This is a genomic window from Spirulina subsalsa PCC 9445, assembly GCF_000314005.1.
Classification (GTDB): domain Bacteria; phylum Cyanobacteriota; class Cyanobacteriia; order Cyanobacteriales; family Spirulinaceae; genus Spirulina_A; species Spirulina_A subsalsa.
In genome coordinates, this window is sequence record NZ_JH980292.1 from 538,322 (window position 1) to 551,357 (window position 13,036).

At 44.0% G+C, this 13,036-nt stretch carries 9 protein-coding genes; 3 read left to right on the top strand and 6 right to left on the bottom strand.

Annotation, left to right across the window (positions count from 1 at the left end; genetic code table 11):
• Positions 1-93: 93 nt before the first annotated feature.
• A complete protein-coding gene (locus SPI9445_RS0102855; RefSeq protein WP_017303208.1) occupies positions 94-1,545 on the bottom strand; it encodes an XDD3 family exosortase-dependent surface protein in 1,452 nt (483 codons plus the stop codon).
• 409 nt (positions 1,546-1,954) lie between these two features.
• A complete protein-coding gene (locus SPI9445_RS0102860; RefSeq protein WP_017303209.1) occupies positions 1,955-2,146 on the bottom strand; it encodes a hypothetical protein in 192 nt (63 codons plus the stop codon).
• Positions 2,147-2,360: 214 nt separating this feature from the next.
• On the opposite strand from SPI9445_RS0102860, the gene SPI9445_RS0102865 reads away from it, so the two are divergent.
• The gene (locus SPI9445_RS0102865; protein WP_017303210.1) at positions 2,361-4,709 is read left to right on the top strand and encodes a CHASE2 domain-containing protein; all 2,349 of its coding nucleotides are present in this window, start codon (positions 2,361-2,363) and stop codon (positions 4,707-4,709) included.
• Positions 4,710-4,725: 16 nt separating this feature from the next.
• Entirely contained in the window at positions 4,726-5,436 is a 711-nt protein-coding gene (locus tag SPI9445_RS0102870; protein ID WP_017303211.1) for a DUF928 domain-containing protein, read from the top strand.
• Positions 5,437-5,443: 7 nt separating this feature from the next.
• Here the strand turns inward: SPI9445_RS0102870 and SPI9445_RS0102875 are convergent, their stop codons facing one another.
• Together SPI9445_RS0102875 and SPI9445_RS0102880 are read right to left on the bottom strand one after the other, a co-directional pair.
• Positions 5,444-8,200: a CHAT domain-containing protein gene (locus SPI9445_RS0102875; protein ID WP_017303212.1), complete on the bottom strand. Its 2,757-nt coding sequence runs from the start codon at positions 8,198-8,200 to the stop codon at positions 5,444-5,446.
• A gap of 24 nt (positions 8,201-8,224) precedes the next feature.
• A complete protein-coding gene (locus SPI9445_RS0102880) occupies positions 8,225-9,928 on the bottom strand; it encodes a ShlB/FhaC/HecB family hemolysin secretion/activation protein (RefSeq protein WP_017303213.1) in 1,704 nt (567 codons plus the stop codon).
• Between the two features lie 495 nt (positions 9,929-10,423).
• Here SPI9445_RS0102880 and SPI9445_RS0102885 point away from each other — a divergent pair, with 495 nt between their 5' ends.
• Entirely contained in the window at positions 10,424-11,293 is an 870-nt protein-coding gene (locus tag SPI9445_RS0102885; protein WP_017303214.1) for an aldose epimerase family protein, read from the top strand.
• Here the strand turns inward: SPI9445_RS0102885 and SPI9445_RS24100 are convergent, their stop codons facing one another.
• Both SPI9445_RS24100 and SPI9445_RS0102895 read right to left on the bottom strand, forming a co-directional pair.
• Positions 11,294-12,652: a methyl-accepting chemotaxis protein gene (locus SPI9445_RS24100; RefSeq protein ID WP_017303215.1), complete on the bottom strand. Its 1,359-nt coding sequence runs from the start codon at positions 12,650-12,652 to the stop codon at positions 11,294-11,296.
• Between the two features lie 83 nt (positions 12,653-12,735).
• On the bottom strand, positions 12,736-12,954 hold the full coding sequence (locus SPI9445_RS0102895; RefSeq protein ID WP_017303216.1) for a hypothetical protein: 219 nt from the start codon (positions 12,952-12,954) through the stop codon (positions 12,736-12,738).
• Positions 12,955-13,036 lie beyond the last annotated feature (82 nt).

The window sequence follows — 13,036 nt, forward strand, 5'->3', positions numbered from 1 at the left end:
GAGAGAGTAGTTCAGAATTAAAAAATGATGCGTCGGGATTACAGTGATTCTTTCTGACGCACCTCGCATGAGTTTCTAGTTTATTGGGAAATGCTATTGAACCCGTTTTTTTAGTTTTGTTCCGAGGAAACCCACTGTAATTAAACCTAAAAGAACAGTCGGTTCAGGTGCTTTTTCGCTGTCATTTTCTACCGGTACCGGAGGTAAGAGAAGTTTAGGTAAGTCTACATAGTCTGGTAAACCTTTTAAATCCTCAATCATCCGTATTTTAAAACTGCCAATTTCTGAATCTAAACCTAATTGTAAAGAGAAAGGTCGAGATGTATTGGCTAAGTCAATCACTCCAACGGCTGTAAAGGTACTAATCGGTTGCCCGAAGAGTTCAACAAAATCTACTCGATCTCCGGGTTTTAAGCTATTCAGTGTAACGACTTCAGTTTGACCGTTGATATTGGGGACAATAATGCTAAACGTATCTTCGGCAGCAATTCCACAAGGAAAGTCCAAAATTTGTTTAAATTGTGTTCCCCCAATGGTTGTAAATTCAAAGCCTGTATAAGCTGGGGGATCATACCATTGATGGGATAAAACATCGTAGAAAATTTTCCAACTGCCATCAATTTCATCCGGTGCTAAGGCTTTAAGTTCCCCTAATGTAACGGCACATCCATCATCAATAATGGGGTCAGGTTCGGGAGGAGGTGGGTTAAAAGAACCGAGGAGAGCCATTCCATCATTGAGACATTCTTTTAAGAGAGTAGCGATAAAATTCCCCGTCCATTCTAGGGGCTTTTGGAAGCTAAACCCCATAATATTACTGCCTAGTTCAAAAAAGAAACTCGGATCAAATCCTGCTTCTTCAAGTTCTTGTTGACTGCGCAAGGTGACATCTCCGATTCTTTCTCCACTGCCAATCACATTAGGCATCAAACCTTGACTGGTATAAGGATCAAAGTAAGGATCGTTCCAGCGTAAATCTCCCATCCAAGTATCAAGATTTCCTAAGTTACCTCGTTCTTTAGCATAGGCATTATAGCTGCCTAAATTCCAGAAACCTGCGTTATATCTTCCGACATGATATCCGGTAACATTGGCATAAACTCCCACATCAACGAGGGAATCATTATAAGGTGTGAAACGAACACCATACATTAAACCAGAGTCAAAAGCCGCTTGATAGTTTCCGGTGCCAGAGAAGTCAAAGAATAAGTCACCGGACGCAATGCTGTTGTTGCGAACAGGGAAACAAGTACCGTTATTTAAACAGAGTCGTTCTCCGGTAACGTTACCTTCTAAGGGGGTGTTTGTGTTGAGTGCAACCCAAATTAAACCTGTTTCGGAATCTTCTTTAATGGCCATGCCATAGTCTTCATAAATTGTTCCCCCAACTTGAACGTTACCATTGACTGTTCCATAACTATCATAGCTGGGGTCAATGGTATAAAACCAACCGTTGTGAAGGGTTGCAGCGAGACTGCTGGAGGCAGCACTGAGGGTTAAACCGAGGGTGGTGGTAGCGACACCCATCCAATGTTTTGTTTTCATAATCCTGACCTAGAGTAGATGAACAAATAGGATTGTCTTCTGTTGCGAAAATTCGCCAGAAATGGCGGATCGTTTTTCATGAATTATCTCTTGACAATCTTACTTCTATCACGAAAGTCTGGATTTTTGAGATGATTTACTGAATCTTTAAGAAGGGGAAAATAAGTGTAAAAAACCCTACTTTTTATTTAAAAAAGAAACCAAAAGCCCCTAGTTCTCAAGGGAGTTCCCAAGAGAAGCTTAAGAAATCATTTCGAGTTTACCAAAGCTTTAAATTACAAAAATGTCTGTTTGATTCCTCCTCAGAGCAGCACGAAGAGAGCAAGGGGAGACGCTTCCTTGCTCTATGGGTGTCTCTGGTGCGATCGCCTGAATCCGATGCAACTCGTTATAAATCGTTACAATTCCCCTAACTCTCCCGGATACAGCGCGACTGTTGAATCACCCAGCCATCCATCACCGCGCACTGGAGACGGGTAAAAGCGCGCAAATCCTCTAAATCATATTGGGTCATTTGTATTAAAGTTCGTAACTTGGCTTCAGTTTCGAGGGTTAAATAGCCAGTCTTTAACACTTGTTGGGTCAAATCACGAATCAGCATAATGGGAAACCAGTTAGTTGATTTTACTGATCTCTCTGGCAAGATGACCCCATTTGATGCAAAATTTATCCCCCATCGGGAAAAATTCCCCCACTTTGTGAAGTTTTGTCGCAAATTCCCCCAGGCTGCATTATTTCCCCAGTTTTGCCCAGAGATATCAATATAATCAAAGGATTCTACTCAAACCAGAATCCTGATAAGCGGTATTAGAAGGATGGAAAAAGTTGTTATTCTGGAACTGGACGGAAGCTTAGAAACCGGGTGTCGCGTCACCTTGGAAATTAGCTCATCAGGGATGGCCAGCGTACTCAAGCGCAAGGGAAACCTCCCCCCGAATCTGGCCTTAGCCGAGCAGTTACAACACCATTGGTTAGAACGCTATCGTCCTTTAGGGGCTCCCTATCGTCGTTCTCAGAACGCTCCCGAAATTTGGGAAGAGATTCTCTTTCGGATTAAACCCAAACAGATAGTACAACAAGCCCTGATTGAGCAGAGAATCGCTGAATGTCAGGAGTCAGGTCAGCAATTGTGCGATCGCCTGAATCAATGGTTAGACTCCCCCGACTTTCGGCCCCTCGACAAAACCCTCCGTCAGCAGCTTTCCCCCCAAGACACCATCCGCTTTCTCGTCCGCACCCAAAACCTACCCCTGCAAAAACTCCCCTGGACCCAGTGGGAACTCCTCCAACAATACCCCAACGCCGAACCCGCCTTAAGTCCCCTCGAATCCACCTCCCACCCCTCCCACTATTCCCCCTTCCGCAACGGCCGCGTGAAAATCCTCGCCATCCTCGGCCACGACGACGGATTAAACCTCGCCAAAGACCGACGTTTAATTGAAAATCTCCCCCAAGTAGACCCCCACTTTCTCATTAAACCCGACCGCGCCACCGTCATTGAATGCCTACAAGATCAACCTTGGGACATTCTCTTTTTTGCCGGACACAGTGAAACCGAAAACGACCAAGGCCGTCTTTACCTCAACCCCAACGAAAGCATCACCCTTGATGAACTGTGGTTCACCCTGAAAAAAGCCGTCGAACAAGGTCTACAACTAGCCATTTTCAACTCCTGCGACGGTTTAGGACTCTCCCAGCGTCTAGACGACCTCAACATCCCCCAAATGATTGTCATGCGCGAATTAGTCCCCGACCAAGTAGCGCAAAAATTCCTCACCTACTTTCTCAAAAGCTTTGCCACCGGAAAACCCCTTTATTTAGCCGTCAGAGAGGCCAGAGAACGGCTACACGATGAATTAGAACCCTACTTTCCCTGTGCAAGTTGGTTGCCTGTCATTTGCCAAAATCCCGTCATTCTTCCCCCCAGTTGGGAGTCCCTTTGTGAACTCGCCGATTCCCCTCTCCCAGACCCTCCCCCTCCCCCGCCAAAACGTCCCCCGTGGCGACAATTCATCCTCACCAGTTTATTAGTTACTGCTTGTATTATTGGTCTGCGAGAAGTGGGGGTATTTCAGCCAGCCGAATTGAACGCTTTTGATCATCTCATGAGGTTACGACCAGACACCCAAGGAGCCGATAATCGAATTTTAGTCATTACCATTGGAGAAGAGGATTTACAGTATCAAGATGAGCAAGGATGGGAGCGGAGAGATTCCTTATCTTTTGAAGCATTAGACCTGTTATGGCAAAATCTCAAGCCTCATGAACCGCGAGTATTAGGCATTGGGATTATGATGCCTAAAAACTTAGAAAATCATCCTGAATTAATGCTTGAAGAAAGGGTTTTTCTGGGATGTCAAATTGCATCACAGGATTTGCCCAGTCTGGGCGCTCCTGATGATTTTCCTAAAGAAAGATTAGGATTTACCCAAGCCCCAGAAGATCCTAGGGGTTTCATCCGTCGCCAAACTCTAGTCCGTCGGGCTGATTCAAACTGTCCCACTCGGCGTTCTTTTGCCTTACGAATTGCTAATCGTTATTGGCAGCAACAAGGGCAACCTGTTTTAGAAGAAATGGAGGATATTGAGGAGCATTTTCAACCTTTGCTTGAAACCAACACAGGAGGATATAGACTCTCAAAAAGTCAAGCTGGAGGCGCGCAAATTTTACTCAATTATCGTTCTCAGTCTCCTAAACAGATTCCGTTAAGATTTATGCTACAAGGTCTTTCTAATGCAGAGATGCGTAACTTAGTGCGCGATCGCATTATTCTCATCGGCAGAGATGAACATAGTGAGGGAGCGGCTTATACCCCTTATAAATCCGATAGAAAAGAGGCTGGAATTGTTATTCAAGCCCAGATGATTAGTCAAATTTTAGATCAATCTCGCCTTTATACCTTACCTCAGCCATTAGAACATCTTTGGATCTTAAGTTGGTCGGTAACTAGCCTAATCATCATTCAATTATGTCGTAAACCACGCCTGTTAATCTTTGGTGTTAGCAGTACCCTAGGAGTCCTATTTTTTCTGTGCTACATAAGCTTTAATCAAAATTGGTGGCTGCCTTTAATTCCTTCGGCTTTAGGGATAATTGTAACCAGTCCGGTAATCATTTATCTTGACCAGAAATCAAACACCATCAAGGTTAACCCGTTTAATTAATTGGAGAGTAAAAAACATGAATTCACTCATTAAACTTCCTAAATTATTGCAAATTATCCTCCTGATGTTTGGCTTTTGGAGTTATAGCTTTTCCCTGCCCAGTCAAACCCAGAGTACAAACAATTCGCCTTTAGATAGTTTAAGATTAACACAAAGAAATAGAGAAGATGAGGAAATACATGGGGAAATAGAGACTGGTAGACGTCCGGGTTGTCCTCAACTGACTCATCCTCTAACCCCCATTGTCATTCATCAAGAGCAACCCGGCAATAGAATTTTACGTTTTGGTAGAACCACCCAAGAACATCCCACAATTTGGGTTTATATTCCCTATGATACAGCTATGTTAGGTCGAGTCATTTTTGATCTGCGAGATCGGGATCAAAAATTACTTTATGAATTTAATGTACCGGTTCGTAATACTCCCGGATTTATTCAAATTCCACTCAACAAAGATTATCCATTAGAAATTGATCAATTCTATCAATGGCACTTAAGTATAGATATGTACTGTTCCGAAAATGCCCCTGCTCAATTTGACTCCACATCAGCATGGATTCGTCGCGTCTCTAACTCTAGCTCAGAAGAATTGATTTATGATCGTCTCACAGAGCTTAACAATTTAGACCCGAATCAACAACAAAGTGCGTTACAGTCTTTACTCAGAGAATTAGGATTAGACTCCTTGCAAAATGAACCGATGAGTCATTGCTGTAAACCAGAATAGCTCAAAACTATTGCCAATTCCCGACCAAAACATAAGACGACCAAAAATAAGGTAATCTATAATCTGGATTCTGCAATAACTGCACCTGAGCTTGACGTAAAGCTTCCCCTTTCGTCATCTCAGGTTCTGCTAAGTTGTCATAAAAATGGCTGATTAATATGGCGGTTGCTGCATCATTAATATCGAATAAAGAAGCAATGGTACTCCTTGCCCCAGACTGAATTGAAATGCCCGCTAAACCTAATGTAGCACGTTTATCTCCTATCGCTGTTTGACAAGCACTCAAGACTAATAAATCTAGGGGGGTTTCCTTTCTCTCTCCCTGAGTTTGCAAAATGCTGCTTAATTCATTCAAAGTGATTTTCTCATTATAGGCTGAAATAAAAGTGCCATTAGGATCAGATTTGAACATTCCATGAGTCGCTAAGTGAACGATATTAAATGATTGCTGGGTTAGAGCATTTTTAAAGGAAAAAGGGGTAAAATCTTGATTCTTTAGGATAGTATTTTGAGGAAACTTGGATTGGATGTAACTTAACTCTTTTTCAACAAAGGGTAAGGCAATTTGTCCTAAATTTTCTTCACTAACCCCGGCAGCTATAATATTTTTAGACTCTAGAGGGATAGCCGGAGTTTCTAAAACATTAAATCCTAAATTTAGGGCAAGACTGTATTTTTCAATCAAGTATTGTTCCCCATCATACAGCGCATTGAGAGGAATATTTTTTAACTCGCTATCCAAAATAAATACTAAAGAGCTAATTTGATTAGATTGTAAATTGTCTTCGATAGGTTCAATTAATAACTGATATAACTCTGAAAAGACAGGAGAGTTTATTCTTCTTTTAATATGATCTCTAATTTCAGCTACTTTAGCCTCAATATCATCTGCTTTTCTCGCAAAATGAATTAACGGCTCATCCTTGGGCAACTTGACAATCCCATGAACCTGATCATCTAACACAATCAAGGACATAACGGCTGTGTTTAAATTATTCTCAGCGATGTAGTCATTTAACGGCACTCCCTGATCATTGCGCAGTTGACATCTTAAATAGTCTTCCAGTTCAGCTACTTGTAACTGTTCAATAATTTGCGTCGCTTGTTGCAGGGACTGATTATTGTCTTGATTAATCAAAAGCTGGGCAAATTGTCGATAAACGGGTTCAACATCATCCCGGAATAAAAAGGGATAATCAAAGTTATTCAATGCCGTTAAATTCAATCTCACTGTATCTAAACTTTTCAGAGAAGATTGATAGGCTGAAATAGCTTGCTTGAGTTGATTTCGTTGGGTTAAGATTCTCCCCAGTTGCCATTGCCATTGATAAAGTAATTCTGGGGATTGCATTTGTTGAGCGAGTAACAGCGCTTCTTGTGTCAGTTGTTGGGCAAGAGGCCATTGTTGCTGTTTTTCATACCAAGCTCCTAAATATCCTTTGGCGTAAGATTGAGTTTGATTGTTGTTAATTAGAGTTGATTGCTCAATCACTTGTTCTAGGAGTTGTGGCGCAAGTTGAGCAAAATCTTTAGATTGACTTTTAATTAAAGTATGAGCGAGTTTGAGTTTAGCGTAAAGTAGTGGATGGGAGAGATTTTGCTGTTCTAAGAGGGCAATGTCAGATAAAAGCGGTTCTAAGTTCTGTAATTCGGTTTGCAGTAAGGCTAGGTTTGCCTCAATTAAGTCCTGATTTCCGGCTATCTCGTCTCTGTGTTGGGAGAAGTCTAGTAGAAGCTGTAAGCGGTTGGTTTGCGCTTGGATTTTTAATAAGGGAGTCGTTAGGGGGGATTTGATGACTTGTTGATAAGTGTTGAGGGTTTGGGCTAAAATTTCCAGTAGGTTTGTGCTTTCTCTGATGAAAATATTATTTATTTTATCGAAATACAAGCGATTGTTTAAATCCTTTTTCTGATAATATTTGGCTTGTAAGGTGTTGCCGAGTTCTAATAAAATTGCGGGCTTTAGGGAGGGTGAGGGGGTTTCTTCGAGTATCTGTAAACTCTGCCTTAATAACCGTTCAGAATGGTCTAAATAATCGCTCTCTGTGCCGAAATATTGGGTTAATTCGGGTATATCTCCCACGAGGCGGATGATTTTAGCGAGTTGCTGGAGTCCTGTGGCTTTGAGGGGGGAGTTGGGGAGTTGGAGGAGGGGAGGATTGAGTTGGAGAATACGGTTGAGGGCTTCTCGATAGAGTCCAAGGTTTTGTAGGGCAAAGGTTTGATGAATTTGCGGCTCAATGGCTCGTAAAGGTTGCCCCATTTGCTGATAATATTGGGCGGAGTTTTCCCAGGCGTTAAGGGCGGTTTGAAACTGACCTAAATTGAGGGAAAGTGTCCCTTGAACTGACCAAGTTTGTGCTAGGATATTTAGGGTATCTGTGGATTTTGGTTGTGGGTTTAAGAGGTCTAAACTTTGGTTTAAAAGGGTTTGGGCTTCTGTCCAATTTCCTTGTTTTTGGTACAATAGGGAGAGGTTGGTGAGGACAAGGGCTTGTCCGCCAATGTCTTGGTTTTGGGTGTATTGGGTGAGGGCGGTTTTTAGGAGTGCGATCGCCTCTTCTATCTGGTCTTGCTCATAGAGTACCGATGCTTGCTCTACCAACTGCTGGGAGGGGAGATGGCTTTGAGATTGTGCGGTGACGGGGAACAGGGTAAGGGTGAAACAGAGCAAAAAGAGGCACAAATAACGGAAGCTAGGGCGATGTAAGGCGCGGAAAAAAGACTGTCTGGGGTTTGGGGAGAGAGAGAATTTAGTGATCATGGGCTTGTCCCTGATACTGCCTCTTTAAAAAGGATTGACTTGTATTGAGAAATGTAAACCGTTTTCTTGCCAAGTGCGTTGAGTCGATGAACGAGAAGAGAGGGGAATTCCCCAATCTAAACGGGCAGAAAGGCGATCGCCTATCAACCATTGTAAGCCCAAACCAAGGGAGGCGAGACTATCCCAATCCGAGGACTCGCCCTGATTCCACCCCAGACCAAAATCCACGAAAGGGGCAACTAAAAACTGGACTTCGGGCAGTTTCAAGACCGGAAAACGCCACTCCGCCGACCCAGAGAAGCCATGATCCCTTAATAGGCTATCCTGACGATAGCCCCGCACCGTCCCCAATCCCCCCATTCCCAACTGTTCAGAAGGGACTAAAGGGCGATCGCTCCATTGCCAAGTTCCCCGTAAAATCAAGGTGCTATCCCCCACTAAACGCACATATTGCCCTTGTCCTCGCCAAGCGAAAAACCTGGCATCTGGGGGCTGAGAATTAATCGTTGCCCCCAGAGCGTCCAGACCCAGACTAAACTGAGAACGGAAGGCTAAAATATGCTGACGGCTTTGTTGCGTCCACTCCTGAGTAAAACGTAGGGCTGTAATTTGGGTTTTCCCCTCCCCATCGGCACCGGGGGAGAGAGGAAAGGGAATATCCAGTAAACGAGTGGCGCTTTCTGTGCGCGACAAGGCTAAACCCACCGCGAATTCTTGACTGGGGGTTTGCTTTAAAGGATGGCGCACCTTGATTTGAGTATAGCGGGAGATAGACTCCACATTGAGCGGCTCAAAAGGAGGTTCAATAATGCGACTACTGGCGGTTCCCGTCGTTAAATTAACCGTTGTATTGTGGGGACTGACAGGGAGGGTGTAGCTGAAATCGTAGCTATTGCTGCCCTCCGTGTTACTGTAACCCAACTGTAAGCGATCGCCCCAACCGGATAAACTCCGATGTCCCACCGTCACCCCTCGGCGAAAACTGCCCACACTTGGCGATCGCCCATTATCCGCCAAAACCTCCCCAAACCACGGATTAGCCGCCACTACAGCCACCGTTAAAACACTCTGTCCCCCTTGAGGACTCGCCCCTAACTCCCCCTCTACCTGCTCAATCATGGGGTCTAATTGTAATAACCGCAACCCATCCAGTAACGTGGGTTCATGGAGAGGGGGAGTCGTGGCTAAATTCAGGCGCGATCGCACATACTCCCGATGTAATCGCCCCTCCACCCTCACCCGAATCTCCGCCACCCCTCCTTCCCTCACCTGTACCCGCAAAATCCCCGTCTCCTGAAACCGACGAAAATCCTCCGGACTCACAAAAGCACCACTGGTAATATAGCCCCCCTCCTCATACTTGCGGTCAATCTCCCCCAATAAGGCCATCACCTCCGTCACAGAGAGACGATCCCCCACCTGCCAATCCCCCTGTAAATCCTCATCTCCAAACACCGTATTTCCCACCCATTCCAACCCTTGTAAAACAAAACCCTCCCCCTCCACAACCGGGGGAGGCGTTTCCTCATCCAGTAACGGTAAATCGAGAAACGGATCCGTCGGGAAAACCGGAGTATCGGGCAAAATCTCCCGTCGGGGCTCCGAAGGCAATAAATCCGCCGGATTGGGAACTTGGGGACTTTGGGCGCTCACCTCTCCCCCCAAGAGGCACAATCCCACACCGAACAACAGTAAACCCTGGGTACAACCTAAAACATGGGCAGACATGAGACAACATTTGTGGTAGACGGCACGCCCCAACTCGGGCAAAGTGCCATCATCTTATAGCAATTTCCCTTTAATTCCTCCCAACGCTGACCACACAAGAATAAACCCAAAAATAAACCAAGTACCTAGCTAAAACCGCCAGATACTTGTGATCTTGTGATTCAGGGTACACTTCTTGACATCCTCCCCTGCTTAAAAGCGGGGGATTCGGGCCTTGAGCAGGCAACCAAAGTTACTCGCCTAGACCACAGGTTGACGCTTGAGGGGTGGGCTTGGTAGCACACCCGGCCGACATGACCTCCACGCCCGTTTTAAGTCTCGGACTGCCAGCCCGCGACTTCGGTTCAGAAGCTCTGATTCCGATCCAGTCACTACATTGACACTTTAGAACACGTCATGTGAAGAATTGGTGAAGGGGTAAGCCGATAGTGTCAAGACTTGGTTAAATCGTAAGGATGGCCTAAGATCAGGAAAATTTAGAGGGGACAGATATCGGTGTTTGCGATCGCACTTAAACAAGAACAATATCAAACCTATATTCTCACAGACCAAGAAGCCCACTCTCGCATCGAAGTTGTCCCCGAACGCGGGGGAATCATCACCAGTTGGCGCATTCAAGGACAAAATCTCCTCTATTTTGACCCAGAACGCTTTCAAAACCCCGATCTCAGCATTCGTGGGGGAATTCCCATCCTCTTCCCCATTTGTGGCAATCTTCCCAATGATCTCTACGTTCATCAAACCAAACAATATCAACTCAAACAACATGGTTTTGCCCGGGATCTTCCTTGGACTGTCACTGAGGGCCTCACCCAAGACTGTGCTGGAATTACCCTCACCCTCACCAGCAACGACAAAACCTATAGTCATTATCCCTTTGAATTTGAACTCCAATTCACCTATCAACTCAAAGGCAATTCCCTGAAAATCCTGCAACGCTACATTAACCATTCCAGCGTAGAAATGCCCTTTTCTACCGGATTGCATCCCTACTTTTGGGTATCCGATAAAAGCAAACTCTTGTTTGATCTCCCCGCGACCCAATATCAAGATCACCTCACCCAAAAAACTCACCCCTTTAAAGGTGCGTTTGACTTCACAGAACCGGAAATTGATTTAGCCTTATTTCCGCTCAGTCGTCCCTCCGCTTCCGTCACGAATACCCGCCATAATTTAAAACTCACCCTCACCTACTCAGATATTTATTCCACCCTCGTTTTTTGGAGCGTTCAAGGGAAAGATTATTATTGTTTAGAACCTTGGAGCGCCGGACGAAACGCCCTCAATAGTAAAGAAAATCTCACCTATCTTCCCCCCGGTGAAACTTGCGACGCTTGGGTTGAAATGACCGTAAGTTACTGTTAATTAGGTAATTTCATTTAAGGTTTCAGCCGCTAGATTCAACCTCTGCGCACTACTTCTAGCATAATTCATCCCTAATTTTGTCTCCTCGGCGGCATTTTCTAAGTGGTGCATCGTATCTACAACCTGTTGGGTAGCGTGAACTTGTTGCTTTGTACTGAGCAAAATTTGTTCACTACTAATAGCCACCTGGTTAATGACCTGAGCGACTTCGTGAAATACCGTCACCGTTTTTTTCGTTGTCTGAACGGTTTGGTTTAAACTTTCCGTTCCCATTTTTGTAGCAACCACTGTATTTTTAATCCTGTTTTGAATATCCAAAATTAACGAATTAATATTCTGCGCAGACTGTTTACTTTTATCGGCAAGTTGCCGGATTTCTCGCGCTACAACTCGGAAACCTTCTCCTTGTTCTCCCGCTCTAACTGATTCTATAGCTGCATTTAAAGCTAACATATTAGTCTGATCTGCTAAATCCCGAACCGCTTGAGAAATAGTTCCCACTTGATTAGCTTTTTCTTGCAGCCAAGCAATGTGTTGTGAAATATTGTCTACTTGTTTTTTTAATTCAGTCATATCTTGCTGACTGGTTTTTACAGTCTGACTGCCTTCTGTGGTTAAATCCATTACCTGATCCGCTACCTTTTTGGTCGCTCCGGCTTGTTGCGCAACATCTTCAGAAAATTCTCTCAGTTCAGTAATAACGTTAGTTGTTTCATTAATAACCGTTTGCTGTTGAATAGTAACTCGCTCCTGTTCTTCAACGATTGAGGCAATTTCTTTGGTGGAAAGCACTACATTTTTAACCGTGCCATCCAGTTTATTAGAGATGCTTTGAATGAGCGAGGCAATAATTCCTAAAAGTAGCAAATTCAAAACGAATAATGATATTTTTAAGCCCTGCAATATATTTAGATTTTGATCCGCTATTTTTTCAGCAGATTCTGTGGCACTATCCGCTAATCTCCAGACTTCCTCACTCAAGCGGATTAGGTCTTCTTGATGTTGAGGGTCATTTTCGGGACTATCAATTAGATTTTTTAAAGTGTTCCAACGGCTTTGTAAGGTTTGGATATGTCCTAATAATTCAGGATTTTTAATAGCGGTCAAACCAAGTTCTGAACTCCCTCCAACTAACCCCGAGAAGATTTGATCAATTGTGTTTATATAAAATTGATCTCGTTCACCATTTAACCTTAATTTCGTTATTTTTTGGCTAGAACCCCGAATCACCCCAGTTAAATTAATAACGCGAGCATTCCCATTCATTCGGTTGATTTGTAAAAATAAAGCTGTAATATTGACCAAAGAAAAGCCAAATAAAACCAAGACAATATAACGCATTTGAGTGGTTAAGCGCATGAGTAAAATCTCCTAGGTATTAATCGCCATCCTTAACAAAAGGAAGAGCGATTTAAAATCGTTGCTATCCTAGAGTATTCCCTTTAATGACCTCGTACAAACCAGCCAAACAAATTAATATCACGGCGCATTTTTTTTAATTCCGTTTGGTGTTTTTGGGCTGTTTCTGCATACCAAGCGCAATAATCCCGCCAGTCTTCGCGCTGTTCTCGTTCCCGACGAAATTCATAGGCGAGTTGATGGGTGGCAAACCTTTCCGTTTGCGGTGGTGTCGGGAGGATAAAGCGGAATTCTTGTCCCATTGTTGAGTGATGAATCTTGAGAGCCGTTAATTCATTCTATCAATGTTAGAAGTCAAGGGAATAGGGAACGGGGAACAGGGAA